Consider the following 26,778-nt stretch of genomic DNA (forward strand, 5'->3'; position numbering starts at 1 on the left):
CGACGACAACGACGAAGGCTCCCCGAGCAATGCAGTTCCTGAAAACCCTGTTCTGGGCATTGCTGGTGGGGGTGATCGTCGCCTTTGCGCTCAACAACATGACGATGGTCCCGCTGAAGCTGTGGGGCACGCTGTACGCCGATGTGAACCTGCCGCTGCTGCTGATCGTCACGTTTCTGGCCGGGTTCCTGCCGACGTTCGTCGCGCTGCACCTGACGCGCTGGCGGTTGCGGCAGCGGATCGCCGCGACCGACCGGACGCTGGCCGATCTGCACCGCGTCGAGGCGGCGCCGGTCGCCGATCCCGTGCCGACCATCACGCCGGGAGGGATCGTATGAGCCGTTCGCCGATCTATGTCGCGATCGACACGCCCGATCTGGACCGGGCCAAGGCGCTGGCGCAGGCGGTGCGCGGCCATGTCGGCGGGCTGAAACTGGGTCTCGAATTCTTCATGGCGAATGGCCGGGCGGGCGGTCGGACGATGGCAGATCTGGGCCTGCCGATCTTTCTCGACCTGAAATTCCACGATATTCCGAACACGGTGGCCAAGGCGATCCAGGCGCTGGGGCCGCTCGACCCTGCGATCCTGACCGTCCATGCCGCGGGGGGGCGGGCGATGCTGGAGGATGCGAAAGCCGCCGCGCCGCTCGGTACCAAGGTCGTCGCGGTGACGATGCTGACCAGCCTCGACGCGCACGACCTGTCGTCGATCGGCCTCGCCCCCGATCCGCATGCGCAGGTGGTACGGCTGACCGAACTGGCGAAAAGCGCCGGGATCGACGGTGTCGTCTGTTCGGGGGCCGAAGTGGCGGCCGCGAAAAAGGCGTGGCCGCAAGGGTTCTTCGTCGTGCCGGGGGTGCGGCCGGCCGATGGTCCGGTCGGCGACCAGAAACGCGTGGTGACGCCGCGTGCCGCGCTGGATGCCGGGGCATCGGTGCTGGTGATCGGACGGCCGATCACGCAGGCGGAAGATCCCGATCAGGCAGCAAGAGCGATCGAAGCGACACTTTAGACGCGTCGGGCAAGGTCGAGCGCAGCAAGACCGCCCGCACAAGGCCTGTCCAGCCGGTGAAGCCGACAGCGCGGGCTCCGCCCGCGGCACGCCCGAAGTTTGCGAAGTTGACACGTATCCAGTCGTCGAGGCGGGGCGGCGTTTAAAAATAGCCTATCATTTACAGATACTTGCGTCAGTCGCGGTGTAAACTTCGGCGGTGAAAGTTTGTCGGGATTGCCACATGCGGGGCCGACAAGCGCACGAACGTTTCAAAGGGTTCGGACGATTCAAGGAGCAGGGGCCGCCGATCGGCCCGGCGCGAACCTTGACACTGCCGCGCCGCGTAGGAAACCGATCAGCCGCCGACGCGCACCCACAGCGCGGTCGCGTCGTCGCTGACCTTGAACCGGGCGAAGCGCAGGCAGGCGGCGTTCTCCTGTTCGATCCGGCGCAGGTCGACGCCGAGTGCCGCGAGGCCACGGGTTCGCACTGCGGCGAACAGGCTGTCCGCGTCATGGACGCCGTAGGAATCGACCAGCGCCACAAAGCCGTCGGTCATCAGCAGCAATTCGTCGCCGATCGCGATGTCGAACCGGGCGGTGGTCATCGCCGCCGCGCTGTCGGCGGCATCGACCCCCAACACATGCTGACCGGCGCGCGAGCGGGACTGGCGACGGTCCTCCAGCACGGCGGCGCTGCGCAGCTTCACCGCGCCGATGCCGGGGCCGAGGGCGGCGGCCTGTGCGCTTTCGCGGGTTCGGCTGGGGGCCGGGGTGCGCCACGCCACCCTGTCGCCCGAAGCATGAAGGATCGAACAGTCGCTGGCCCATGCCACGTCCAGACCGGCATCGACCAGTTGGACGGCGGCGAAGGAAGCGCGGGGCAATTCCCATGGCCCCTGCGGGTCGCGTTGCCGCTGTCGGTCATAGGCGGCCTCGACCGTGGCGAATACCTGATGGCAGGTGTAGCGCAGGTCGGCACCCTCGATCGCAGCGAAGGCGGCATCGGCAGTGGCGGCGAGCCATGCCGCCCCGCCCTGCGCCCCCAACAGGCCCGGCGGGGACAGGTCGGTCGCACCGTCGATCACCCATGCATGACGCGCCCGCACCCCGGCACGATCGTCGTTCGGAACATGGGTGTCCCCGCACAGGCCGAGCGACTGGATCAGATCGAAATGCATGGCCGCGCTGTAGGGGAAAGTCGGCTGACGCTCCAGATGGACATTGGGCGGATCACATGCCCTATCGTCATGGCCGATCGCCCGCTAAGCCGCCCGGCATGACGCTCATCAAGATCTGCGGCCTGTCGACGCCTGAAACGCTGGCCGCCGCACTGACCGCCGGAGCGAGCCATGTCGGGTTCGTGTTCTTTGCCCCCTCCCCCCGCAATCTGGCGCTCCATGCGGCGGCCGGGTTGGCGCAGCAGGTGCCGGGACAGGTCGCGAAGGTCGGCGTGTTCGTCGATCCCGACAATGCGTTGATCGACGCGGCGATGGCGGCGGGACAGCTGGACGTGATCCAGCTGCACAAGACCGCGCCGGATCGCATCGCGGCGATCCGCGCGCGAACCGGCAAGGAAGTTTGGGGCGCGGTCGCGGTCAAAACGCGGGCCGACCTGAACGAGGCGAGGACGCTGGTCGGTGCCGCCGACCGGGTGCTGTATGACGCGAAGACGCCGCCGGGGGCGGCGCTGCCGGGTGGCATGGGATTGCGGTTCGACTGGGGCCTGCTCGACGGGTTCGCCCATCCGCTGCCATGGGCGTTGTCGGGCGGACTCGACGCCGGGAACGTCGCGGAGGCGATCCGCGTGACGCGTGCGCCGCTGGTCGATGTTTCGTCGGGCGTCGAAAGCGCACCGGGCGTCAAGGATGTCGGCCGGATCGCCGCGTTCGTGCGTAGCGTGACCGGCGGCTGATACTCGACAGCGCCCGCCGCCGGGCGTAACGAGCGGCCTATGAACGCTCCCAACAGCTATCGCGCCCAGCCCGACGATCGTGGTCATTTCGGCGCCTTTGGCGGCCGCTATGTCGCCGAGACGCTGATGCCGCTGATCCTCGACCTCGATCGCGAATATAAGGCGGCAAAGGCCGATCCCGCCTTTGCCGCGCAGTTCGACGACCTGATGACGCATTATGTCGGCCGGCCCAGCCCGCTCTATCATGCCGAACGGCTGTCGGAGACGCTGCGCGCGTCAGCCGAGCCGGGGATGGGCGCGCAGGTGTGGTTCAAGCGCGACGAGCTGAACCATACCGGCGCGCACAAGATCAACAACTGCATCGGCCAGATCCTGCTGGCGATCCGCATGGGCAAGACCCGGATCATCGCCGAGACGGGCGCGGGCCAGCATGGCGTGGCGACAGCAGCGGTCTGCGCGCGCTTCGGCCTGCCCTGCGTCATCTATATGGGCGCGCGCGATATCGAGCGGCAGCAGCCCAACGTGTTCCGCATGAAGCTGCTGGGGGCCGAGGTCCGCCCCGTGACCAGCGGCGCGGCGACGCTGTCCGACGCGATGAACGAGGGGTTGCGCGACTGGGTCGCCAACGTCCACGACACCTTCTACATCATCGGCACCGCCGCCGGCCCGCATCCGTATCCGGAACTGGTCCGCGATTTCCAGAGCATCATCGGCCGCGAGGCGCGCGCGCAGATGCTGGAGCGGACCGGACGCCTGCCCGACCTGTTGGTCGCGGCGATCGGTGGCGGATCGAACGCGATCGGGCTGTTCCACCCGTTCCTCGACGATGCGGATGTGCGGATGCTGGGTGTCGAGGCGGCCGGCCATGGGCTGGACAAGGACCATGCCGCGTCGCTGGCCGGTGGCTTCCCGGGCATTCTCCACGGCAACAAGACCTATCTGTTGCAGGACGAGGACGGGCAGATCGCCGAGGGGCATTCGATCTCCGCCGGGCTCGATTATCCGGGCATCGGGCCGGAACATGCGTGGCTGCGCGATATCGGGCGGGTCGAATATGACAGCGCGACCGATGTCGATGCGCTCGACGCGTTCCAGATGCTGTGCCGGACTGAAGGGATCATCCCCGCGCTGGAGCCGGCGCACGCGATCGCGGCGGTGGCGCGGCGGGCGAAGACGATGCGGTCGGATCAGATCATCCTCGCCAACCTGTGTGGGCGGGGGGACAAGGATATCTTTACGGTGGCGTCGGCGTTGGGGGTAGAGATCTAAAAGCCCTCTCCCCTTCAGGGGAGAGGGTTGGGAGAGGGGCAGTGCGCGACGCTGGTTTGATTGAGAGAGCCAAGGCGGCGCGCAAGGCTCCTACTCCGGCCGAACAGCGGTTGTGGTTCGCGTTGCGCGCCGAGCGGTTGACTGGCGTCAAATTCCGCCGCCAGAAGGTCATTGGCCCCTACATTGCCGACTTTGCGGCTAACTCTCCGAAGCTGGTGTTGGAACTCGACGGCCACCTGCACGGCGACACCGCCGCTTACGACGCCGAACGCACCGCCTATTTGACGCAAGCCGGCTATCGGGTAGTGCGGTTTACCAATGCCGATGTGATGTACAATCTCGACGGCGTGTTGAGACAGTTGGAAGACGTTGTGAACAATCCCCTCTCCCAACCCTCTCCCCTGAAGGGGAGAGGGCTTTGACCCGCCTTGCTGCTGCGTTTGGCAAGGGGCGTCCGGCGCTCGTCTGCTTCGTCACCGCAGGTGATCCTACGCCCGACGCTACCCCCGCCATCCTCGACGCGCTGGTCGCCGGGGGTGCGGATGTGATCGAACTCGGCATGCCGTTCACCGATCCGATGGCCGATGGCCCCGCGATCCAGTCGGCGAACATCCGGTCGCTGGCGGCGGGCACGCGGACCGCCGATGTGTTGCGCATCGCGACCGGCTTTCGCGAACGCCATCCTGACGTACCGCTGGTGCTGATGGGCTATGCCAATCCGATGGTCCGGCGCGGGGCCGACTGGTTCGCGCAAGCCTGCGCCGCCGCTGGCGTCGACGGCGTGATCTGCGTCGACATTCCGCCCGAGGAGGACGACAGCCTGGGCGAACAGCTGCGCGAGCATGGCGTCGCCGCGATCCGGCTGGCCACGCCAACGACCGACGCGGCACGGCTGCCACAGGTATTGGCGGGGGCCGGCGGTTTTCTCTATTACGTCTCGGTCGCCGGGATTACCGGCAAGCAACAGGCGGTGCAGGCGTCGATCGACGATGCCGTCGCCCGGCTGAAGGCCGCGACCGACCTGCCGATCGCGGTCGGCTTCGGCGTGCGTACCCCCGAACAGGCGGCGAATATCGCCCGCGTCGCGGACGGCGTGGTCGTCGGATCGGCGATTGTTGAAATTGTCGCTGAACATGGCGCGCAGGCTGCCGCCCCCGTCCAATCCTACATCGAAAGCCTCGCCGCTGCGATCGCAACGGCGAGCAGGGAACCCGCATGAGCTGGCTCAACCGCGTCCGCAACGCCCTGCCCTTTGTCGCGCGCAAGGAAACGCCCGATCACCTTTGGCATAAGTGCAAGGGCTGCGGGCAGATGATCTTCAACAAGGAATGGGAAGAGAATCTGCACGTCTGCCCGCAATGCGACCATCATGGCCGCATCGGGCCGAAGGAGCGGTTCCAGCAGCTGTTCGATGACGGCAGCGTCGAGATCCTGCCCAATCCGAAGGTCGCCGAAGACCCGCTGAAGTTCCGCGACAGCAAGCGCTATGTCGACCGGCTGAAGGCGGCGCGGACCGATACCGGCGAACAGGACGCGTATCAGAACGCGTACGGCACGATCGCCGGCCGGGCGTGCGTGATCGGCGTGCAGAATTTCGCATTCATGGGCGGGTCGATGGGCCAGTTCGTGGGCGAGGCGTTCATTGCCGGGGTCGAGGCGGCGATCGCGCGCGGTGTGCCGTACATCGTCTTTACCGCCAGCGGCGGCGCGCGGATGCAGGAGGGCATTTTGAGCCTGATGCAGATGCCGCGCACGACCGTGGCGATCGAAATGCTGCACGATGCCGGGCTCCCCTATCTGGTGGTGCTGACCGATCCGACGTCGGGCGGGGTGATGGCGGCCTATGCGATGCTAGGCGACGTGCAGATCGCCGAGCCGAAGGCGACGCTGGCATTCACCGGGCGGCGGGTGATCGAGAGCACGATCCGCGAGAAGCTGCCCGACGATTTCCAGACCAGCGAATATTACCGCGATCATGGGTTGATCGACCGCGTGACGCATCGCCGCGATCTGCCGGCCGAACTGGCGCAGTTGATCGAGTTTCTGGGGCGCAAGGAAGCGGCTTGAAGTAGCGCCTCCCCGCTCGCGGGGAGGGAACCATGCGCAGCATGGTGGAGGGGGATCGCCATGGGCGGAGCGTGTGCGGCGACGCCCCTCCACCATCGCTTCGCGGCGGTCCCCCTCCCCGCGTAGCGGGGAGGATTTGGGTTGCCCGATTTCGCTGTTTCGACCGATCCTGCGGTACAGGCGCAGCTCGACCGGCTGACGTTGCTGTCGCCGGGGACGGATATCCTCGGCCTCGACCGCATCACCCGGCTGTTGGCGCGGCTGGGCGATCCGCATCGGCATTTACCGCCGGTATTCCATGTCGCTGGCACCAACGGGAAGGGATCGACCTGCGCCTATCTGCGCGCGGCGATCGAGGCGGCGGGGTTGCGGACGCATGTCTATGCCAGCCCGCATCTGGTGCGGTTCAACGAACGCATCCGGCTGGCCGGCACGCTGATCGACGATGCGGCGCTGGCGGTGCTGCTGGGCGAGGTGCTCGATGCCGCCGACGGAATCGGGGCGAGTTTTTTCGAGATCACCACTGCGGCCGCGTTCCTTGCCTTTGCCCGGACGCCGGCCGATGCGTGCGTGATCGAAGTGGGTCTGGGCGGGCGGCTGGACGCGACCAACGTCCTGCCTGCGCCGGTTGTTTGCGGCATTGCGGCGCTGGGCATCGATCACGAGGCGTTTCTGGGATCGTCGCTGGTCGGTATTGCCGGCGAGAAGGCCGGCATCGCCAAGCCGGGCGTGCCGGTCGTCACCCTCGCCTATCCGTCCGAGATCGCAGCGCGGATCAAGGCGACGGTCGATGCCGTGGGCGCGACGCTGATCGCGCGGGGGCCGGCATGGGAATCGGTCGACGGGCGGTACCGCGACGCGATGGGCACGCTCGACCTGCCCGAACCGGCGCTGGCCGGGGCACATCAACGCGACAATCTGGCGCTGGCGGCGGCGATGGTGCGGCATCAATCGGCAGTGGCGATTTCCGATGCGGCGATCCGCACCGCCGCCAGTACCGCGCGCTGGCCGGCACGGATGCAGCGGCTGCGCCCGCGCGGGCCGCTGACCGGACGGGTCGATCCGCGCCATGGCGTGTGGCTCGACGGGGCGCACAACGAATCCGCCGCGATCGAGGTCGCACGCGGCTGGCCCCGGATCAGCCGTGGCGAGCGATCGGCGCTGGTGCTGGGGATGCTCGCCAACAAGGATGCGGGGGCGGTGCTGCGGCACCTGGGCGAGGTGGTCGATCAGGTCGTCGCGGTGCCGGTATCGGGTCACGCCCATCATGCGCCGGCCGATCTGGTACGGCAGGCGCGGGCGATGGGATTGCGGGCCGATGTCGCGACCGATCCGGCGGCGGCGCTCGACGTGCTGGCGCGGTCGGAACCGGAGGCGGTGTTGATCGCCGGGTCGCTGTATCTCGCCGGAACCGTGCTGTCGGCGAATGACGAGGTGCCGGTTTAAGTTGGTTCACGCGAAGGCGCGAAGACACGAAGAAGGTTTTCAGTGCGCAAAGGCGCAAAGGACGCTGAGAGCGTGTCGACTTGGCCGGCGTCGTCGCTCCGGCGAAGCCTCTTCGCGCATCGCAGTGAGACAGAGCCGCTATCGCGGCAAACAGTATCTCTCAGCGTCCTCTGCGCGAAAATCTTATCTTTCTTCTTCGCGTCTCCGCGCCTTCGCGTGAATCAACCCCTCCGAAGTTCGCGCCGCCACCGCACCCATTCGAGCAGCACGAACACCACCGCCACCAACCCCAGCGCGGCGGTGAAGCGGAATACCGGGGCATAGCCCATCTGTTCGACCGCTTCGCCAAGGCCGGCGCGGCCGAGCGAGCCGACCAGCAGCGTCAGCGACGACAGCAGCGCATATTGGACCGCGCTGTGTTCCTTGCTGGCGATCGAGGAGAGATAGGCGACGAATGCCGCGCCGGCCAGGCCGCCGGCGATATTCTCACCCGAGATCGCGACCATCAATCGCATCATCCGCGCGTCGACGCCGAGGTTCAGCAGCCCGGTTGCACCCGACACCGCATCGATCACCGGTGCGCCCGATGCGAGATCGGCATAGAGCAGGTTGCTGGCCGCCGCGACGATCGCGCCGATCAACAGCGTCGGCATCCGCCCGAGCACCGCGAACAGGATTCCGCCCAGCGACACGCCGAGGATCGTCATGCCGACGCCGAAGATCTTGGAGGCGAAGGCGACCTCGGCATTCGTGTAGTGGAGTTCCTCCAGATAGAAGGGATAGGCGAACGGCCCCCAGATCGAATCGCACAGCCGGTAGCTGAGGATCAGCCCCAGCACGATGACCGCGCCGAACCCCAGCCGCCCGACCAGTTCGGACAGCGGCAGGATCAGCGCCCGATAGCCATGTTCGATGAAGCCGGGCGTCGGCCCCTCTGCCCCGTCCCGGTTCCAGCCGAGCCATTCGGCCAGTTGCGTCTGCCGGTTCAGCCAAGCCGCAACCAGGGCGGGCACGACGACGGTGATGACAATGATCCACGGACCGGTCAGGCGGGTGAAATCGCCGACGCTGGGCGGGGTTTCGCCGGGCGCGACGTTCAGCACACGCACCATGAACGCGCCGATGGTGAGGATCGCCCAGCCCCAGCACAAGCCGACGATGATGAGACCGGTACGCTTGTCGCGGCGGCTGGGGCCGATCGCGCCCTCGACCGCCCGCTCCACGACCGGGCGCGGCGTGTCGGGGGCGAACAGCGTCACGACCAACAGCGCGGCCATGAACAGTCCCATCACTGCATAGACCATCGGCCATGTGATCGCATCGGCCAGCACCAGCGCCAGCGCCCCGCCGATCAGCGTCGCAAGGCGGTAGCCGAGCTGGTAGATCGACGACAGGATGCCCAGCGTCGCGCGTTCGTCGGCGACGTCGATCCGCCACGCATCGATGACCGTATCCTGCGTCGCCGCCGCGAACGCGCCGATGACGGCGACCAGCGCGAACCAGCCGATCGCCACCGCAGGATCGCTGAGCGACAGGGTGAGGAACGCCGCGACCAGCACCGCCTGACACAGCAGCAACCACGATTTCCGCCGCCCGAAGCGTTCGAGCAGCGGCAGGCGAAGCCGGTCGACGACCGGCGACCACAGGAATTTGAACGCCGCGATCAACCCGATCCACGACAACAGGCCGATCGTGGCGAGATTGATCTTCGCTTCCGCCAACCATGCGTTGAGCGTGCCGAGCAGCAGCGTGAACGGCAGCCCGGCGGCAAGGCCGAACGCGAACATCGCCGCCGTCTTGCGATTGCCCAGCCCCATGCGGATCAGCGCCAGCCCCTTGGGCGCGGCTTCGGTCATTCATGTCCTCCCGGAAGGGGCGCGACCGTAGAAGGGGTTGGCGGTGGCGGCAAGGCGGGGGTGTGGCGACGTCGTTTTACCCCCTACTCCTCCGTTTGGTTCGAGTAGCGATCGAAGGAAGTCGAGAGCGCGTATCGAGAACGGCGTTCCGCTGGACAGGCGTTCTCGACGGACGCTTCTCGACTACGCTCGAAGCTGCTCGAACCAAACGGGGAGCGAACCGGTAGGAACCGATAGGAAGTTCTACGCCGCGGTTCGGAACAGGTTGAACCCGCTCGGCAACCGCCGGGGCAGTTTCGCCCCGCCGATGACCGCGTCGATCGCTTCGATCGCGCTCAGCAGATCCTTTTGCGGATAGGGTTTGGCGAGACAGCCGGCCGCGAACACCTGCGCCTCCAGCGGGCAGGCACCGGTCACCAGCAGTACCGGCATGCCGCGTTCGTGCGCGGCACGCGCGACGTCGAGCCCGCTGCCGTCCGACAGGTTGATGTCGACCAGCACCAGATCGATGTCGCCGACCGACTCCAGCGTCGCCAGCGCGCCGGCGACGGTATCGACCGTCGCCGCGATCTCGAAACCCGACGCCCCGAGGAAGTGTTCGGTATCGAACGCGACCAAGGGTTCGTCCTCCACGACGAGGATCCGGTTGATGTGCCGCTTCTTGCGCCCGAACAACATTGCCCCACTCGCTTTCCACCGGGATGCTTACAGCTTATACGAACCCACAAACTCGCGAAGGCGACGAAGGAACCGCTTCGGCTGAAACTTTCGTCGCGTCGCCGCAAACGGAAACCCTGACCATCGTTACCCCACCCGAATCCACGAACGAATCCCCCCGTGAAGGCCAGCGAATCGCCAAGTTGCTGGCGCGTGCCGGCGTGGCGTCGCGCCGCGACATCGAGCGCATGATTTCCGCCGGGCGCGTCGCGCTGGACGGCGTCGTGCTCGAAACGCCGGCGACCATCCTGCCCAATCTGAAAGGCGTGACCGTCGACGGCGCACCCGTCGCCGCGCCCGAACCGACCCGGTTGTTCCGGTTCCACAAGCCGGCCGGCACGTTGACTGCCGAACGCGATGGCGCGGGGCGGCCGACGATCTACGATCGCCTGCCCAAGGACCTGCCGCGGGTGATCCCGGTCGGTCGGCTCGACCTGAATACCGAAGGGTTGTTGCTGATGACCACCGACGGCGAGTTCAAGCGCCGTCTGGAACTGCCCGCGACCGGGGTCGAGCGAACGTATCGCGCGCGCGCCTATGGCGAAATCAGCCAGCAGCAGCTCGAAGACCTGATGATGGGGATCGAGATCGAGGGGGTGCGCTATGGCCCGATCAACGCCAATCTCGAACGCCGCACCGGCACGAACACCTGGATCGAGATGACGCTGACCGAGGGCAAGAACCGCGAGGTTCGCCGCGTCCTCGAACATCTCGGGCTGAAGGTGTCGCGCCTGATCCGCACCCGTTATGGCCCCTTCTATCTCGAAGACCTGCCCGAGGGCGAGGTCGACGAGATCAAGCAGCATGAGCTGGTCGCGTTCCGCAAGACGCTGACCAACAAGCCGACCAGCAAGCCTGTGCCGGACGGTGCCGATCCGGCGGCGCTGAAGGCGTGGCGGCGCGCGACGCCGCTGCCGCGTCCCGAACCGGTCGCGACATCGCGTTTCGACGAACGCCGCCCGCGCACCGAGCGCGACGGACAGCGTTCGGGCTTCAGCGGTCGCCGTCCCGATCGCGATGGTCCGAACCGGCCGCAGGGTGACGGCGAGCGGCGCAGCTTCGGCGCGCGGCCGCAGGGTGATGGCGAGCGGCGCAGCTTCGGCGCTCGGCCGCAGGGTGATGGCGAGCGGCGCAGCTTCGGCGCTCGGCCGCAGGGTGATGGCGAGCGGCGCAGCTTCGGTCCGCGGCCGCAGGGTGATGGCGAGCGACGCAGCTTTGGCGCGCGGCCGCAGGGCGATGGCGAACGGCGCAGCTTCGGCGCGCGACCGCAGGGTGATGGCGAGCGGCGCAGCTTCGGCGCTTGGCCGCAGGGTGATGGTGAGCGACGTAGCTTCGGTGCACGGCCGGAACGCCCCGGGTTCGGCGATCGACCGCGCGCTGCCGACACGCGGGCGATCGGTCCGCGCACCCATGCGACCGAACGGCCGGTCGACCGCCGCGATAACTTCGATCCGCTGGCGCAGGCCGGACAGACGCCCGCCGAGCGACGGCAGCCGGGGCTGGGCGACCGACGCGCTTATGGGGAGCGCACCGACAATGCCCGCACCCGCCGCGCCGCAGCCCATGCCGACCGCCCGGGCTATGACGGCGTCGCGCGCCGGCCACAGGTGGAGCGCACGACCGAAGGCCCGCGCGGTCCGGTCGAAAAGCGGATGACGCGCGAACAGGCGTCCGATGTCGACCGGGCGAGCTTCGTCGAACGACCGAAGCGCAAGCCGACCGGCTGGGCCAAGGCCACGCCGTCGACCAAGCCGGCCAAGGGCAAGCCGAAGGGCGGTGGCCGTCCCGGCGGGGGCAAGCGCTGATGCGGGTCATTTCGGGCCTGTGGCGCGGTCGGCCGATCGTCGCGCCGAAGGGGGACGCGACCCGTCCCACCGCCGATCGCACGCGCGAGGCGTTGTTTTCGATGCTGGCCAGCCGCGTCGGCAGTTTCGACGAACTGGCGGTCGCCGACCTGTTCGCCGGATCGGGCGCGCTGGGTATCGAGGCGTTGTCGCGCGGTGCCGCGACCTGCCTGTTCGTCGAACAGGACCGCGCCGCGCTGGATGCGCTGCGTGCCAATCTGACCAAGCTGGACGCGGCGGGCGGGGACGTGCGCGCGACGTCGGTACTGGCGCTAGGACCGGCGCCGCGTCCGCTCGACATCGTCATGATGGACCCGCCCTATGGCAGCGGGGCCGGCGCGGTGGCGGCGGACAAGCTGGCGCGGCTCGGCTGGATCGGGCCGGCGACATGGGTCAGCATCGAGACCGCGAAGGCCGAAGTGCTGGACTTGCCGCGCTTCACCGTCGATGCCGAGCGCGTCTATGGCAAGGCGCGGATCACGCTGTTGCGGCTGGCCGACGAAATCGATTGATTAACCTTTTAGGGGTGAATCTTCGTTAGTTCGAAAGGATGGCGAAGCGAATGGAAACGGATCGATGGACAGCGCGCTCTACGCTCTGATCGTCAATGCCGTGGTCGCGGGGCTGTTCGCAGTCACCTTTGCGATCATTCGCCTGTCCTATCCCGGACAACGTCATGTGACGTGGTTCGTGCTAACCTTTCTGATCGGCGGACTGGCGCCGATCAGCGAACTGGGCGTGCGGCTGACGCCGTTCACCACGCCGTTCATGCTGTTGAGCTATGGTTCGTTCCTGTGCAGCGTCGCGTTGCTGCCGTTGGGGTTGGCAGCGATGGCGGGGCGGCGGCGGCCGGGGCGGTGGGCCGCGCTGCTGGTGCTGTTCGGCATCGTGGTGCGCGCCGCGATCTGGAACGGACCACGCAACGAACTCTGGTATGAATTCGCCTATCAGGCCCCCTTTGCGATCGGGTCGGGGTTGGCGACGGCGCTGGCGGTCGATGCGGCGCGGCGACGGCGCGAGGGATTGTGGCTGGCGCTCGGCATCGCCACCGGGTTGATGACGCTGCATTTCCTGATCAAACCGCTGTTCGCCGTGCTGTTCGGATCGGGGGCGTCGGCGAAGGAATATGCCGCGAGCAGCTATGCATTGTTCTCGCAATCGATCGGCGGGATGCTGATCGTCAGCGTCGGGCTGCTGATGTTGTTGCTGGTCGTACAGACGGCGATGGGCCGATCGATCGCGGAGGCGGAAACCGATCCGCTGACCGGTATCGCGAACCGTCGCGGGTTCGACCGGCGGGCGCAGGCGATGATCGCCGATGCGCGCAGCGATGACCAGCCATTGGTGGCGATCCTGTTCGACCTCGACCATTTCAAACGGGTCAACGACAATTACGGTCACGCGACCGGCGATGCGGTGCTGCGCGCCTTTGCCCGGCTGCTGGTCGACCGTTTGCCACGATCGGCGGCGATCGCGCGGCTGGGTGGCGAGGAATTCGTCGCGCTGCTCGATCGGACGACGTTGCGCGGGGCGTGGCTGGGCGCACAGTCGGTGCGCGCGACGCTGTCCGAAATCGCCGGTCATCTGCCGGCGATCACGATCAGCGCCGGGCTGGCGGAACTATCGGCCGACGACGATCTCGACCGCCTGCTCGAACGCGCCGATCGCGCGGCCTATGATGCCAAGCGGGCCGGGCGCAACCGCATCCTGCCGGTGCCCGATCCGGTCAGCGCCCTGACCGATCGCGCCGGGTGAACACGCAACGTTCGCGCGGAGCCAGTGCCAGTCCGATCAGGCTCGCCACCCCCGCCCCGGCCAGCACGACGCCGACCGACCACAGGCCGTAATCGATCGACAGCGCCTGCGCGATGCTGGGGGTCAGGCCGCCACCGATCACACCGCCGACGTTGAAGCCCATCGACGCACCCGTATAGCGGACCCGCGCGGGGAACAGCGCCGGCAACCACGCGCCGAGCGGGCCATAGACGAACCCCATCATCAGCAGCGCGAACGACAGCCACGCGCCGATCACGAACAGCGATCCCGCCCCGACCATCGGCCCCAGCAGACCGCCGGCGACGACGACGCCGATGCACCCGCCCGCCAGTACCCGCGCCGGGGTCGACCGGTCGGACAGCCATCCGGCGAGCGCGATGCCGGCGGCCATGAACAGGATCGCGATCAATTGCGTCTGCAGGAATGCGCCACGCGCATAGCCGAGCGTGTTCGTGCCATACCCCAGCACGAAGGTCGTCGCGATGTAATAGAGTGCGAAGCAGGCGACGACGCCGAACGTTCCGGCCAGCGTCGCCCGCAAATGGCTGCCCGCCAGTTCGGCGATCGGCACGCTCGGCGGCGCTTCGTGCGCCAGCGCTTGGGCAAAGGCGGCGGTCTCGGTCAGCTTGACCCGCACCCAGAGGCCCAGCCCGACCAGCGCAACGCTGAACAGGAACGGCAGCCGCCAGCCCCAGGCGAGAAAATCCGCCTCCGACAGGGTCAGCCCAAGCAGCAGGAACAACCCGTTGGCGGCGATGAAACCGACCGGCGCGCCCAGTTGCGGGACCATGCCGAAGCGGCCACGCCACCCCGGCGGTGCATTCTCCACGGCGAGCAACGCCGCCCCGCCCCATTCGCCGCCCAGCCCCAGCCCCTGCGCGAACCGCAAGGTGCACAGCAGCAGCGGCGCGACCCAGCCGACCTGCGCATAGGTCGGCAGGAACGCGATCAGCAGCGTCGAGCCACCCATCAGCATCAGCGACGCGACCAGCGTCGATTTGCGGCCCAGCCGATCGCCGAAATGGCCGAACACCACCGCACCGAGCGGCCGGGCGATAAAGGCGAGGCCGATCGAAAGATAGCTCGCCATCAACTGTGCCGACGTGCTTTCGAGCGGAAAGAACAGCGAGCCGAACACCAGCGTCGCGGCGGTCGCATAGATATAGAAGTCGTAGAATTCGACCGAGGTGCCGATCAGGCTGGCGATCAGGATGCGGCGATGGGCACGCATGGGATGTGGTTGGGCCATGCGCCCGCCTACCGATTTGCAGCTTCGGGGCAAGAAGCTTTCGCGCGGATCGACCGTCGCGCAATTATCGGTGATACCGCCCCGGACATCGTGTCCGGGGCGGTAATCCCGTCGAACGGTTACTTGGCGCTGGCGACCTTCACCGGCGCGATCTGCGCGACGCGAACCTGCGCGTCGCGGCGCATTTCGTCCCGGCAGCGGTTTTCGTCGGCGAAACGGCGCAGGCCGGACACGCCCGAACGGCACGCGATCAGCGATGCACGATCGATCCGGGCGTCGAGGGTCCGGCGATCCTCCATCCGGTTGAGGTCCAGGCCGGCATAGGACACGCGTGCGGTGACCCGCTCGCGGACTTCGGCATGGGCGGCGGACGACAGGCATGCGACAGCGGTCGCCGCAAGGGCGATGGTACGAAGGGTCATGATGGTAGCTCCTGCGGATACGGTGCCCGTCGCAGCAGCGGTCGCCCGCGATCCGGGTGCCGCCGTCCACCGGCAACGCGCTGGTACGGCGTAATTATTGCAACGCAGCGAAGCGTCGATGGCGGGACGATGACGGTTCCGAAACAATTTCCTTGCTTGTCGCTTAACGCTTCGTTCCCTACCTGTTCGACGATGTCGCTTGCCCTTACCCCTGCCGATCCGCCCTATTTGCGCGGGCTGAACGAACCGCAGCGTGACGCGGTGCTGACCACCGATGGCCCGGTGCTGGTGCTGGCGGGCGCGGGTACCGGCAAGACGGCGGCACTGACCGCGCGGCTGGCGCACCTGCTCCACACCCGCAAAGCCTATCCGTCCGAAATCCTGTCGGTGACCTTTACCAACAAGGCCGCACGCGAGATGCGCGAACGCGTCGGGCGGCTGGTCGGCGATCTGGTCGAGGGGATGCCGTGGCTCGGCACGTTCCACGCGATCGGCGCGAAGATGCTGCGGCGGCATGCCGAGCTGGTCGGGCTGCAATCCAATTTCACCATCCTCGACACCGACGATCAGCTGCGCCTGCTCAAACAGCTGATCCTTGCCGCTGATCTCGATGAGAAAAGGTGGCCGGCACGCAGCCTTGCCGGGCTGATCGACGGGTGGAAGAACAAGGGCATGACCCCTGCCGATGTCGATGCGGGGGAAAGCGAACGCTTCGCCAACGGCCGCGGCGGGGAGATGTATCAGCAATATCAGGACCGGTTGAAGGCGGTGAACGCCTGCGACTTCGGCGACCTCTTGCTGCACGTGCTGACGATCCTGCGCACCGACCGCGCGGTGCTGGCGCAGTATCAGCAGCGGTTCCGCTACATCATGGTCGACGAATATCAGGACACCAACAGCGTCCAGTATCTGTGGCTGCGGTTGCTGGCGCAGGAACGGCGCAATTTGTGCTGCGTCGGCGACGACGACCAGTCGATCTATTCGTGGCGTGGCGCGCAGGTGGAGAATATCCTGCGCTTCGAACGCGATTTTCCCGGCGCGAAAATCATCAAGCTCGAACAGAATTACCGGTCGACGCCGCATATCCTTGGCGCGGCATCGGGCGTGATCGCGCATAATGGCGGACGGCTGGGCAAGACGCTGTGGACCGAATGCGATGTCGGCGAAAAGGTCCGCGTGATCGGCGTGTGGGACGGCCCGGAAGAAGCCCGCCGGGTCGGCGACACGATCGAACAGGTACGGCGCGAGGGCAAGAGCCTCGACGATTGCGCGATCCTTGTCCGCGCACAGCATCAGACGCGCGAGTTCGAGGAACGCTTCATCGGCATCGGCATGCCGTACCGCATCGTCGGCGGCTTTCGCTTCTACGAACGCGCCGAAATCCGCGATGCGCTGGCGTATCTGCGGGTGGTCAACCAGCCGGCCGACGACCTCGCGTTCGAACGGATCGTCAACGTTCCCAAACGGGGTTTGGGCGACAAGGCGGTGCAGACGATCCATCGATACGCCCGCGCGACGGGGTCGTCGCTGATGACCGCCGCCGCCCGCATCCTCGACACCGACGAACTGACCGGGGCGGCGCGCAAGTCGCTCGGGCGGCTGGTCGGCGACTTCGCCCGTTGGCGCGACATGGCGCGCGACCTGCCGCATGCCGAGCTGGCGCGGCAGTTGCTCGACGAAAGCGGCTATACCGCGATGTATCAGGCGGAAAAAACGGCGGAAGCGGCCGGGCGGCTGGAAAACCTGACCGAACTCGTCCGGGCGATGGAGGAGTATGAGTCGCTCGGTGCCTTCCTCGAACACGTATCGCTGGTCATGGACAACGAGGCGTCGGCCGAGGAGCCGAAGGTCACGATCATGACCATCCACGCCGCTAAGGGGCTGGAATTCGACACGGTGTTCTGCGTCGGATGGGAGGAAGGGCTGTTCCCTTCGCAACGCTCGCTCGACGAAGGCGGGACCGCGAGCCTCGAGGAGGAACGCCGCCTCGCCTATGTCGCGATCACGCGCGCGCGGCGGCTGGCAGTCGTTTTCCATGCCGCCAATCGCCGCATCTATGGCCAGTGGAATTCGTCGCTGCCGTCGCGCTTCGTCGGCGAATTGCCGGCGGAGCATATCGATACGGAAACGACCATGGCAGGGGGCGAAAGCCTGTGGCGGGCAAATTGGAGCGAACGCGCCGATCCGTTCGCCGATGTCGCACGCGGCACCGGGCGGGGTCCGGGCTGGCAACGCGCCGCGTCGCAAGGGTCGACCTTCACCACCACCCCGGCGCGCGTCGTCGAGGCGCGGGCAAGCGCGATCAGCCTCGGCAACAAGGGGCGCAGCGACCTTTCGACCGGGCAGCGCGTGTTTCATCAGAAGTTCGGGTACGGCACGATCGAGACGATCGAGGGCAACAAGCTGGAGGTATTGTTCGAAACCGCCGGTCAGAAGCGCGTTCTGGACAGCTTCGTCACGCCGGGGTGAAGGTTCGTCCCGACTGAAACTGTCCTTAACGTATGTAATCGACCGAATAATCGGTTCGGTATATTGATCGGTCCACCAGGTAAGGACAGGCAGGAGGACCAGATGTCGATCGTCGACAATGCCGAATATTACCGCCGCCGGTTGGGCGAGACACGCACCCAGGCCGAGAGTGCGCAATTGCCCGAAGTGCGGCGGGTACATCGTGAGATGGCAGAACGCTATTCGATGATGTTGCAGGATGCCGAACGGGGAAACATCGCCCGCCCGACGCTGGGCATCGTTCCGCGCGACTGACCGGCCATACCGATCGGGGTGCAGCGAGGCAACCGCGGCGCGTGTCGGTCGTTCAGGTCGGACAATTCCCCGACGAGGATCGATCAATGCCCTATGTAAAGACCCGCGACGGTACCAACCTGTTCGTGAAGGATTGGGGACAGGGTCGCCCCGTCGTGCTGATCCATGGCTGGCCGCTGTCGGCCGACAGCTGGGACCCGCAGGCGATGGCGCTGGCCGATGCCGGTTACCGGGTCGTCGCCTATGACCGGCGCGGTTTCGGGCGGTCGGACCAGCCATGGTGGGGCTATGACTATGACAGCCTTGCCGACGATCTGGCCGACGTGATGGCCGAAACCGGCGTCACCGACGATGCCGCGCTGATCGGTTTCTCGATGGGCGGCGGCGAGGTCGCGCGGTACATGTCGCGCCATGGCGGCAAGGGGGTGACCCGCGTCGGCTTCATCGGCTCGGTCGTGCCGTACATGCTCCAGACCGACGACAATCCCGATGGCGTCCCACAGGACCAGCTTCAGGAGATCGCCGACAATATCAAGTCGGATCGCCCGAAATTCTTCCGGACCTTCTTCGACCAGTTCTACGGCGTCGGGTTCATTACCAGCCCGGTGAGCAAGGAAGTGCTCGACCTGTCGTGGAACACGGCGATGCTGGCGGGGCTGAAGCCGACGCTGGCCTGTGCGGAATCGTTCGGAACTACCGATTTCCGGCCGGACCTGCCGTCGATCACCGTGCCGACGCTGATTATTCACGGTACGTCGGACCAGACCGTGCCGATCGATGCGACCGGGCGTGCATTGGCCAAGGCGCTGCCGAACGCCGATCTGATCGAATATGACGGCGCGCCGCACGGCCTGTTCGCGACCGAGAGCGAGCGGTTGACCGACGATCTTCTGTCGTTCCTCGGTCGGCGGTAAGCCGCTACACCTCTGCCCCGTCATTCCCGCGCAACCGGGAATCCATAGACACTGTCGTCGTGATCGATCGATAACGCAGTGTTTATGGACCCCCGCCTTCGCGGGGGTGACGAGGGGGAGGCATGAAGTCGCTTCACAATACCCCCCAAGCCGATCTGCATTGCCCCGGCCCAACAGCGGACCTAAACCCCCACTCCATGTCCGCGTTTCCGCACCCCTTCGCCATTCCTGCGTTTCGCGCCTATTTCCTCGCGCGGCTGTCGAACACGCTGGCGCAGATCGCGATGGTCGTCGTCATCGGCTGGCAGGTGTACGACATCGCGCGCGAGACGATGACGATCCGGCAGTCGGCGTTCCAGCTGGGGCTGATCGGCGTTGCGCAGTTCCTGCCGCTGCTGGTCCTGTCGCTGGTCGCCGGATGGGTCGCCGACCGGATCGACCGGCGCTGGATCGCGCGCGGATCGGTCGCGCTGGAGGGCAGTTGCGCGCTGCTGCTGGCATGGCTGACCTATAGCGGCGCGATCACCCTGCCGTGGCTGTTCTTCGTCGCGGCGATGCTGGGCGTCGCGCGGGCATTCGCCGGACCGGCGTTGCAGGCGCTCGCCCCCAATCTCGTCCCTGCCGCCGTGCTGCCGACCGCGATCGCGATGAGTTCGATCGCGTGGCAGGGCGGATCGGTACTCGGGCCGGCGATGGGTGGCTATCTCTACGCGGCCGGTCATTATGTCCCCTATGCAGTATCGGCGGGGCTGTTCCTGTTCGGCCTCGCCATGTTGTTCCTGATCCCGCCGATCCCGCGCGCGGTGATCGCCGGGAAGGCCAATCCGTGGCGGCAGATGCTTGACGGACTGTCCTATGTCCGGCGCAACCGGCTGGTGTTCGGCGCGATTTCGCTCGATCTGTTCGCGGTGTTGCTGGGCGGCGCGACGGCGATGCTGCCTATCTATGCCCGCGATATTCTGCAGATCGGTGCGGACGGCCTCGGTCATCTCCGCGCTGCACCGGCACTGGGCGCGGTGGTCGTCGCCGCGGTGTTCGCGGTCAAGCCGCTGTCGAGGGACGTCGGTGCCAAGATGCTGTTGTCGGTCATGGGCTTCGGAGCGGCGACCGCGTTGTTCGGACTATCCGCGCCGCTGCTGCTTCCGGTGTTCGGACAGGCTGCAATCGGCAGCGACTTCGCGCCGGCCGTCCTGCTGGCGTTGGCGGCACTGTTCGTCGTCGGTGCGACCGACATGGTGTCGGTCTATGTCCGCCAGTCGCTGATCCAGTTGCATACGCCGGATGCGATGCGCGGGCGGGTCGGCGCGGTATCGACCCTGTTCGTGTCGGGATCGAACGAGCTGGGCGAGGCGCGCTCGGGCTTCCTCGCCGCGCTGGTCGGGCCGGTCGTCGCGGTTGCCGGCGGCGGCATCCTCGCGATAGGCGTGACCATGCTTTGGTCGCGGCTCTTCCCCGAACTACGCGCCGCGCGTAGCTTCACGCCCCCCAAAGACCTCGAAGTCATCCCCAAGGAGACCCAGCCATGAAGGCCGATACCATCCTGCAAACAATCGGGAATACGCCGCATATCCGCGTCAAGCGGCTGTTCGGCGATGCCGAGGTCTGGATCAAGTCCGAACGATCGAACCCCGGCGGATCGATCAAGGACCGCATCGCGCTGGCCATGATCGAGGCGGCCGAGGCGTCGGGCGACCTGAAGCCCGGCGGCACGATCATCGAGCCGACCAGCGGCAATACCGGCGTCGGCCTTGCCATGGTCGCGGCGGTCAAGGGATACAGACTGGTGCTGGTCATGCCCGAGAGCATGAGCATCGAGCGTCGCCGGCTGATGCTGGCGTACGGTGCCAGTTTCGACCTGACGCCCCGCGAAAAGGGCATGAAGGGCGCGATCGAGCGCGCGCATGAGCTGGCTGCGGAAACCCCCGATGCGTGGATCCCGCAGCAGTTCGAAAACCCGGCGAACATCGACGTCCATGTCCGCACGACCGCGCAGGAAATCCTGAACGATTTCGCCGATACGCCGATCGATGTCATCATCACCGGCGTCGGCACCGGTGGCCACATCACCGGCGTCGCCGAGACGCTCAAGGAGAAATGGCCGGACCTGCAGGTCTATGCGGTCGAGCCCGACCTCTCGCCGGTCATATCGGGCGGACAGCCGGGGCCGCACCCGATCCAGGGGATCGGCGCGGGCTTCGTCCCCGCCAACCTGCACACCCGCGCGATCGACGGCGTCATCAAGGTCGACGCGGCGGTCGCCAAGGACATGGCCCGTCGATCGGCAAGCGAGGAAGGCATATTGGTCGGAATCTCGTCGGGCGCGACGCTGGCGGCGATCCTGCAAAAGCTGCCCGACCTGCCCGATGGCGTCCGCGTGCTCGGCTTCAACTACGACACCGGCGAACGTTATCTGTCGGTTCCCGACTTCCTCCCCGAACAATGAGCGAACCGGCGGTGGCCGAACGCAAGGGATTAGGGAGCGGATCGGCCGCGATCGACGGCGTCCTCGTGGTGTTGTCGATCGCGGCCGTCGCCGTGCCCGCGATCCTGATCCGATCGACCCCGCCGATCCAGCCGGCGGTGTATTCCGCCGGACAGGGCCGTCAGAGCGTTGCGCAAACACCGGAAGCGCCGCCGCCCCCGGTCGAGCCGATCGAGTATCGCGCGTTGGAGCCGGAGGACGCCCGCGCCTTCAATGCCAAGGTGCCGTTCGTCACCGGCCCCAACCCGGCGGCGCGACCGTTCCGCTTTGCCGGCGACCTCGACAACCGCACCCGCGCGACCGACTGTCTCGCCGCCGCCGTGCTGTACGAGGCCGGCGACGATGCGAAGGGGCAGCGCGCCGTCGCGCAGGTCGTGTTGAACCGGTTGCGCCACCCCGCCTTTCCCAAAAGCGTTTGCGGCGTGGTGTTTCAGGGGTCGGAACGCACCACCGGTTGCCAGTTCACCTTCACCTGCGACGGGGCGTTGGCGCGCGCCTATCCGCAGGCCTATTGGGATCGGGCACGCAAGGTCGCGGCGGCGGCGCTGGCGGGCAACGTGTTCGCGCCGGTCGGCTATGCGACGCACTACCATACCGACTGGGTCGTCCCCTATTGGCAGTCGAGCCTCGACAAGATCGCGGCGGTCGATACGCACCTGTTCTTCCGCTGGGCCGGATGGTGGGGCACGCCCGGGGCGTTCCGGCGCGTCGTCGGCACGGTCGAACCGCGCATCGAACAGCTCGGCCCCTATTCCGCCGCGCACAAGCTGCCCGAGGTACTGGCGGTCGAGCAGGAGGCAGGCGTGCTGACCGGCAGTTTCGCCCCAGCGGCGCTGCCGCATCCGAGCAGCGACGATCCGGTCACCTTCCTCGTCCCACTCGATACGCTGACGCCCGACAAATGGCCGGCCTTCGCGCAGGCTACCTGCGGCGAGCGGACGCGGTGCAAGTTCCTCGGCTGGCGCGATCCGGCGGCGGTCCCGGCCCGCGCCGGGCTGGCATGGGAACCGGCTGCACTGAACGCCATGTCGTTCAGCTATCTGCGCGACCGGGGCGCGGGCGTCGAAAAGCAGTTGTGGAATTGTCAGCTCGTATCGCGGCCCGCTTCGTCGTGCATGCGCCGCGCTATCCCCGCCCCGCCGCCGGCAGCGCCCGCAACCAATATTCGCAGCGACCTGCCGCCGCTTACCGGCATCCGGCGTAGCGGTGATACGGCGCCTGCCCCCGGCCCGTCAGCGGAGTAAGGCGGCGGACAGTCGCTCGGCATCCTCGACCGCGACATCAACGACGTTCGGCCGGCCCATCCCCTTGGCACCGGCGGTGTCGACATGGAGGGTGGCGAGCCCGAGCAACCGTTGCAGCGGCGAGCGGCGCACCGATACCGCCTGTATGCGCGCGATCGGTACGATCCATACCTGTTTGGCGAGCACCCCGCGCATCACTTGCAACGTGTCGCCGACGACCGCATAGCGGTGCCGCCGCCGCGCGAGGATCGCCAGCACCACCGGGATCGGGACCAGCAGCAACGCCAGCCCCGCCAGCGGCACGAAGAACGCAGCGATGGTCACGACGATGAGCGGCACCCCGCCCCGCACGATGCCGGTCCGCACGACATGCCCGAACGCGACCGGACGCAGCGGAAGCGGATCGAACGGCGCATAGCCCGCCGCCGCGAGCACGTGCGCAATCTCCGCGTCGCGCGCGAACGGGGCGACGCTCTGCCGCCCGCCGACATCGTCGCTGCCGCCCAGCGTCTGCAACCGCAGGCTCGCCCAGCCCAGCCGTCCGCTGACCATGCCACGTTCGATCAGTGCCAGCTGGACGCGGCGCAGGCTGAGCGCGATTTCGGTCCGGGTGGCCAGCCCGCGCACGCGGCGCAATCGGTCGCCTTCGCGCTCCAGCCGAAATCCATGCTCGACCAGCACCGTGCGCAGGACGCCGCTGATCGCGCCGACGGCCAGCGCAACGACACCCGCCATGGCCACGAACACCGGCGTGGCCCATGCGATCGCTTCGCGACGCGCAACGCCAGCCCAGTCGCGGACATCGACCCAATTCCATCCGATCAGATCGCCGACCTGATTGAGGCCGGCGAACAGCACCCCGACCCAGACCAGCGAAAAGCCGAACAGACCCATCGTCAACACGCGGCCGGGCGACATGGTGAAGACGACGTCGCGCGCCGGTTCGTCGGACACCGCGTCGGTCGAGTTCGTCTGCGGAACTGCCCCGCGCAATATCGCGCGCAGCCGGGCCGCCTCCGCGAGCGTCACGCTGTCGAGCTTCGCCTCGTCCGCCTCGCCGCCACCCGTCTCGACCCGCACCCGCGCCAGACCGAACGGGCGGGCCAGCAGCTTCTGGTCGATCGACACGTCCTGAATGCGGTCGAACGGGATCGATCGCCGCTTGCGGTTCAGCACCCCGTCGGCAATCACCAGTTCGCCGTCGCCGATCGTGTAGGTGAACGACCGCCACCGGATCCACGCGAACAGCGCCGTCCCGACCACCAACGCCGAAACGATGCCGATCATCGGCCACAACCCGCTGCGCGACGTGGCGGCGGCGAGCGCGACCAGCCCGGCGATTTCCTGTGGCGCGCGCGAGACGATCCGCAGGGCGATGGTGCCGGGGTGCAGCCGGCGCGGACGCTCGGTCACCATGGCGACGCTTCGATCGCGCCACGGATACGGTCGCGCACCGCTTCGGCCTGATCGCGGGCAAGGCCCGGCACCGTGACCAGACTATGGTCGGTGCCGGCGGTGTGCAGCACCAGCGTCGCGACGCCGCAGCCGCGCTCGATCGGCCCCTGTGTCAGGTCGATATGCTGGACGCGGCCGATCGGCACGATGGTATGCACCCGCGTCAGCCAGCCATGGCCGATATGCAATTCGTGCTCGTCCAGCGCGAACCCCCAATGCGCGAAGCGACGCGGCGGGGCGACCACCACCAGCCATAGCGCGATCAGGACTGCCACCACCGCGACGATGCCACTGGGCCAATCCTGCTGATACAGGATCGCTTCCGCCACCCCGGCGATGGCCAGCACGATCAGGGCGACGACGGCCGCCCGCCAGCGCAACACGGTAACGAACCGACGGTCGAGCGGCGCGAGCGAAAGGGGCATAGGGTCCATGGCAGTGTGATAGGCAGGCAATACGGCGCGCTCAAGCGAATCCGGATGCGATGGCCCCGCGCCTCTTGTGCGCGGGCGCGGGCGGGGCCATAGCGCCCGCGACAAACCCAATTCGGACTTGAGGCAAGCTGCATGAAACTCCGCATCGTCGTGACGCTCAAGAACGGCGTACTCGATCCGCAGGGCAAGGCGATCGAACACGCGCTGGCCTCGCTCGGCTTCGCGGGCGTCGGCGAGGCGCGGGTCGGCAAGCTGATCGAGCTGGACGTCGCCGACGGCACCGATGACGAGACGATCGACGCGATGTGCCGCAAGCTGCTCGCCAATACGGTCATCGAAAACTACCGGGTCGAACGCGCATGAAGACCGCCGTCATCGTCTTTCCGGGGTCGAACTGCGACCGCGACATCGCGGTGGCGCTGGAATCGGTCACCGGTACCGCGCCGACCATGGTCTGGCATCGCGACGCCGATCTGCCCGACGATATCGGTCTGGTCGCCGTGCCCGGCGGTTTTTCCTATGGCGACTATTTGCGCTCGGGCGCGATCGCGGCACGGTCGCCGGTGATGCGCGCCGTGGTCGATGCGGCGGGCAAGGGCCTGCCGGTGCTCGGCATTTGCAACGGGTTCCAGATCCTGACCGAGGCGGGACTGCTGCCGGGCGCATTGATGCGCAACCGTGGCCTGTCCTTCGTCTGTCGCGACGTGGCGCTGCGCGTGGGGGAAGCCAGGTCGGCCTTCACCAGCGGATATCGCGCGGGCGACACGATCCGCGTGCCCGTCGCGCATCATGACGGCAATTATGTCGCCGACGAAGCGACGCTCGACCGGCTGGAGGGTGAGGGTCAGGTGGCGTTCCGCTATGCGGAACCGGTCAACGGCTCGGCACGCGACATCGCCGGACTGGTCAATGCCGGGGGCAATGTGCTCGGCATGATGCCCCACCCCGAACGCCGCATCGAAGCGGCACATGGCGGCCGCGACGGTCGCGCCCTGTTCGAAGGATTGCTGGCACGCGTCGGCGCCTGACCTAGCGCGACCGGCCGCCTCCGGCGAAGGGGGAGAAGTCGGTCGCGGCATCGAACACATCGACCCCCTCGCGCCGCTTCAGCCAGCCGACCACGGCATAGGTGACCGGGGTCAGCACGATTTCCCAGCCGACCTTCATCGCCCAGTTGGTGACCAGGACGGTCAGCACCTGACCGGTCGGCCAGACGCCAAGGAACGCCAGCGGGTAGAAGATCGCGCTGTCGACCGCCTGCCCGACGATCGTCGACCCGACCGTCCGCGTCCAGAGCGCGCGCCCGCCGGTCCAGATCTTCATGCGGGCAAGGACATAGGCGTTGACGAACTCGCCCGCCCAGAACGCGGCGATCGAGGCGAAGACGATGCGCGGCACCTGTCCGAAGACCGCTTCATAGGCACCCTGCCCCGTCCATCCGTCCGCAGGCGGCATGGCGACGACGACCGCGGCCATGAACGCCATGAACAACAATGCGGCAAAGCCGACCCAGATGCACCGCCGGGCCCGGGCATAGCCATAGACTTCGGTCAGTACGTCGCCGATGACATAGGATACCGGAAAGAACAGGATGCCCGCGCCGAACACGAACGGCGTGCCGCCGATGTCGATCGCCGCCACCTTGCCCGCGCCGATGATGTTCGACAGCAACAGGATGGCGACGAACGCGGCCATCACGATATCGAAATGGCGGAACCCCCGCGCCGGAAGCGTAGCGGCGTCGATTCGGGGCAACGCGGTATCGGACAGGTCGGGCATGGCCGGGTTATGATAGCGGTTCCGCTTTGCCGCAATGCACGCTAACGAAGCAACGGGCACCCGTAGCTCAGCTGGATAGAGCAAGGAGCTTCTACCTCCTTGGTCGGGGGTTCGAATCCCTCCGGGTGCGCCATTTCCGTGTCCTTTGCCACG

27 protein-coding genes and 1 tRNA gene are annotated in these 26,778 nt (G+C 67.2%); 20 read left to right on the forward strand and 8 right to left on the reverse strand.

The window, feature by feature from the left end; genetic code table 11:
• Nucleotides 1-29: 29 nt before the first annotated feature.
• Nucleotides 30-338: a LapA family protein gene (locus ASE90_RS10375; RefSeq protein ID WP_055999783.1), complete on the forward strand. Its 309-nt coding sequence runs from the start codon at nt 30-32 to the stop codon at nt 336-338.
• A complete protein-coding gene (gene pyrF / locus ASE90_RS10380; RefSeq protein WP_055999785.1) occupies nt 335-1,012 on the forward strand; it encodes an orotidine-5'-phosphate decarboxylase in 678 nt (225 codons plus the stop codon). The genes ASE90_RS10375 and pyrF overlap by 4 nt, the downstream gene beginning before the upstream one ends.
• 337 nt (nt 1,013-1,349) lie before the next feature.
• On the opposite strand, the gene ASE90_RS10385 is transcribed toward pyrF, so the two are convergent.
• Nucleotides 1,350-2,174: a SpoIIE family protein phosphatase gene (locus tag ASE90_RS10385; protein WP_055999788.1), complete on the reverse strand. Its 825-nt coding sequence runs from the start codon at nt 2,172-2,174 to the stop codon at nt 1,350-1,352.
• 98 nt (nt 2,175-2,272) lie between these two features.
• Here ASE90_RS10385 and ASE90_RS10390 point away from each other — a divergent pair, with 98 nt between their 5' ends.
• The 6 genes from ASE90_RS10390 to ASE90_RS10415 all read left to right on the forward strand — a co-directional run bounded on the left by ASE90_RS10390 (nt 2,273) and on the right by ASE90_RS10415 (nt 7,690).
• Nucleotides 2,273-2,908 carry a phosphoribosylanthranilate isomerase gene (locus tag ASE90_RS10390; protein ID WP_055999790.1) on the forward strand — a complete coding sequence of 212 codons (636 nt, stop codon included), beginning with the start codon at nt 2,273-2,275 and terminating at the stop codon, nt 2,906-2,908.
• Nucleotides 2,909-2,947: 39 nt separating this feature from the next.
• Complete coding sequence (gene trpB / locus ASE90_RS10395) at nt 2,948-4,177, forward strand: tryptophan synthase subunit beta (protein WP_055999793.1); 1,230 nt, start codon at nt 2,948-2,950, stop codon at nt 4,175-4,177.
• Nucleotides 4,178-4,218: 41 nt separating this feature from the next.
• A complete protein-coding gene (locus tag ASE90_RS10400) occupies nt 4,219-4,599 on the forward strand; it encodes an endonuclease domain-containing protein (RefSeq protein WP_235531753.1) in 381 nt (126 codons plus the stop codon).
• Nucleotides 4,596-5,396 carry a tryptophan synthase subunit alpha gene (gene trpA, locus ASE90_RS10405; RefSeq protein WP_056000185.1) on the forward strand — a complete coding sequence of 267 codons (801 nt, stop codon included), beginning with the start codon at nt 4,596-4,598 and terminating at the stop codon, nt 5,394-5,396. Before ASE90_RS10400 ends, trpA begins: the two co-directional genes overlap by 4 nt.
• A complete protein-coding gene (gene accD / locus ASE90_RS10410; protein ID WP_055999796.1) occupies nt 5,393-6,244 on the forward strand; it encodes an acetyl-CoA carboxylase, carboxyltransferase subunit beta in 852 nt (283 codons plus the stop codon). The genes trpA and accD overlap by 4 nt, the downstream gene beginning before the upstream one ends.
• 141 nt (nt 6,245-6,385) lie before the next feature.
• Nucleotides 6,386-7,690 carry a bifunctional folylpolyglutamate synthase/dihydrofolate synthase gene (locus tag ASE90_RS10415; protein WP_055999799.1) on the forward strand — a complete coding sequence of 435 codons (1,305 nt, stop codon included), beginning with the start codon at nt 6,386-6,388 and terminating at the stop codon, nt 7,688-7,690.
• A gap of 221 nt (nt 7,691-7,911) precedes the next feature.
• Here ASE90_RS10415 and ASE90_RS10420 read toward each other — a convergent pair whose 3' ends face one another.
• Together ASE90_RS10420 and ASE90_RS10425 are read right to left on the reverse strand one after the other, a co-directional pair.
• A complete protein-coding gene (locus ASE90_RS10420; RefSeq protein WP_055999802.1) occupies nt 7,912-9,546 on the reverse strand; it encodes an AmpG family muropeptide MFS transporter in 1,635 nt (544 codons plus the stop codon).
• Between the two features lie 243 nt (nt 9,547-9,789).
• Nucleotides 9,790-10,224 carry a response regulator gene (locus ASE90_RS10425; protein WP_055999805.1) on the reverse strand — a complete coding sequence of 145 codons (435 nt, stop codon included), beginning with the start codon at nt 10,222-10,224 and terminating at the stop codon, nt 9,790-9,792.
• A 182-nt stretch (nt 10,225-10,406) separates the two neighbouring features.
• Here ASE90_RS10425 and ASE90_RS20925 point away from each other — a divergent pair, with 182 nt between their 5' ends.
• The 3 genes from ASE90_RS20925 to ASE90_RS10440 all read left to right on the forward strand — a co-directional run bounded on the left by ASE90_RS20925 (nt 10,407) and on the right by ASE90_RS10440 (nt 13,862).
• Entirely contained in the window at nt 10,407-12,068 is a 1,662-nt protein-coding gene (locus ASE90_RS20925; RefSeq protein ID WP_414889105.1) for a pseudouridine synthase, read from the forward strand.
• Nucleotides 12,068-12,619 carry a 16S rRNA (guanine(966)-N(2))-methyltransferase RsmD gene (gene rsmD, locus ASE90_RS10435; protein ID WP_055999808.1) on the forward strand — a complete coding sequence of 184 codons (552 nt, stop codon included), beginning with the start codon at nt 12,068-12,070 and terminating at the stop codon, nt 12,617-12,619. The genes ASE90_RS20925 and rsmD overlap by 1 nt, the downstream gene beginning before the upstream one ends.
• 64 nt (nt 12,620-12,683) lie before the next feature.
• Nucleotides 12,684-13,862: a sensor domain-containing diguanylate cyclase gene (locus ASE90_RS10440; RefSeq protein ID WP_055999811.1), complete on the forward strand. Its 1,179-nt coding sequence runs from the start codon at nt 12,684-12,686 to the stop codon at nt 13,860-13,862.
• Here ASE90_RS10440 and ASE90_RS10445 read toward each other — a convergent pair.
• Complete coding sequence (locus ASE90_RS10445; RefSeq protein WP_082449715.1) at nt 13,834-15,114, reverse strand: MFS transporter; 1,281 nt, start codon at nt 15,112-15,114, stop codon at nt 13,834-13,836. The genes ASE90_RS10440 and ASE90_RS10445 overlap by 29 nt on opposite strands.
• Before the next feature lie 137 nt (nt 15,115-15,251).
• On the reverse strand, nt 15,252-15,554 hold the full coding sequence (locus tag ASE90_RS10450; protein WP_055999817.1) for a UrcA family protein: 303 nt from the start codon (nt 15,552-15,554) through the stop codon (nt 15,252-15,254).
• A 192-nt stretch (nt 15,555-15,746) separates the two neighbouring features.
• On the opposite strand from ASE90_RS10450, the gene ASE90_RS10455 reads away from it, so the two are divergent.
• The 6 genes from ASE90_RS10455 (at nt 15,747) to ASE90_RS10480 (ending at nt 22,957) form a co-directional block, all read left to right on the forward strand.
• A complete protein-coding gene (locus ASE90_RS10455; RefSeq protein ID WP_055999820.1) occupies nt 15,747-18,023 on the forward strand; it encodes an ATP-dependent helicase in 2,277 nt (758 codons plus the stop codon).
• 102 nt (nt 18,024-18,125) lie between these two features.
• Nucleotides 18,126-18,317: a hypothetical protein gene (locus ASE90_RS10460; RefSeq protein WP_055999823.1), complete on the forward strand. Its 192-nt coding sequence runs from the start codon at nt 18,126-18,128 to the stop codon at nt 18,315-18,317.
• Nucleotides 18,318-18,403: 86 nt separating this feature from the next.
• Complete coding sequence (locus ASE90_RS10465; RefSeq protein WP_056000188.1) at nt 18,404-19,231, forward strand: alpha/beta fold hydrolase; 828 nt, start codon at nt 18,404-18,406, stop codon at nt 19,229-19,231.
• Nucleotides 19,232-19,428: 197 nt separating this feature from the next.
• Nucleotides 19,429-20,757 (forward strand): MFS transporter, encoded by a 1,329-nt coding sequence (locus ASE90_RS10470; protein ID WP_055999826.1) that lies wholly within the window; start codon nt 19,429-19,431, stop codon nt 20,755-20,757.
• Complete coding sequence (cysK, locus tag ASE90_RS10475) at nt 20,754-21,674, forward strand: cysteine synthase A (protein ID WP_055999829.1); 921 nt, start codon at nt 20,754-20,756, stop codon at nt 21,672-21,674. Before ASE90_RS10470 ends, cysK begins: the two co-directional genes overlap by 4 nt.
• Nucleotides 21,671-22,957 carry a cell wall hydrolase gene (locus ASE90_RS10480; protein WP_082449716.1) on the forward strand — a complete coding sequence of 429 codons (1,287 nt, stop codon included), beginning with the start codon at nt 21,671-21,673 and terminating at the stop codon, nt 22,955-22,957. Before cysK ends, ASE90_RS10480 begins: the two co-directional genes overlap by 4 nt.
• On the opposite strand, the gene ASE90_RS10485 is transcribed toward ASE90_RS10480, so the two are convergent.
• Entirely contained in the window at nt 22,946-24,373 is a 1,428-nt protein-coding gene (locus ASE90_RS10485) for a PH domain-containing protein (RefSeq protein ID WP_055999833.1), read from the reverse strand. The genes ASE90_RS10480 and ASE90_RS10485 overlap by 12 nt on opposite strands.
• The gene (locus ASE90_RS10490; RefSeq protein WP_082449717.1) at nt 24,367-24,846 is read right to left on the reverse strand and encodes a PH domain-containing protein; all 480 of its coding nucleotides are present in this window, start codon (nt 24,844-24,846) and stop codon (nt 24,367-24,369) included. Before ASE90_RS10490 ends, ASE90_RS10485 begins: the two co-directional genes overlap by 7 nt.
• A 132-nt stretch (nt 24,847-24,978) precedes the next feature.
• On the opposite strand from ASE90_RS10490, the gene purS reads away from it, so the two are divergent.
• Both purS and purQ read left to right on the forward strand, forming a co-directional pair.
• The gene (gene purS, locus ASE90_RS10495; protein WP_055999839.1) at nt 24,979-25,209 is read left to right on the forward strand and encodes a phosphoribosylformylglycinamidine synthase subunit PurS; all 231 of its coding nucleotides are present in this window, start codon (nt 24,979-24,981) and stop codon (nt 25,207-25,209) included.
• Nucleotides 25,206-25,874 (forward strand): phosphoribosylformylglycinamidine synthase subunit PurQ, encoded by a 669-nt coding sequence (gene purQ / locus ASE90_RS10500; protein ID WP_055999842.1) that lies wholly within the window; start codon nt 25,206-25,208, stop codon nt 25,872-25,874. Before purS ends, purQ begins: the two co-directional genes overlap by 4 nt.
• A 1-nt stretch (nt 25,875) precedes the next feature.
• Here purQ and ASE90_RS10505 read toward each other — a convergent pair whose 3' ends face one another.
• On the reverse strand, nt 25,876-26,625 hold the full coding sequence (locus tag ASE90_RS10505) for a queuosine precursor transporter (RefSeq protein ID WP_200910859.1): 750 nt from the start codon (nt 26,623-26,625) through the stop codon (nt 25,876-25,878).
• A 56-nt stretch (nt 26,626-26,681) separates the two neighbouring features.
• Here ASE90_RS10505 and ASE90_RS10510 point away from each other — a divergent pair.
• Nucleotides 26,682-26,758 (forward strand) — tRNA-Arg (locus ASE90_RS10510).
• Nucleotides 26,759-26,778 lie beyond the last annotated feature (20 nt).

This window comes from Sphingomonas sp. Leaf67, from assembly GCF_001421965.1.
Classification (GTDB): domain Bacteria; phylum Pseudomonadota; class Alphaproteobacteria; order Sphingomonadales; family Sphingomonadaceae; genus Sphingomonas.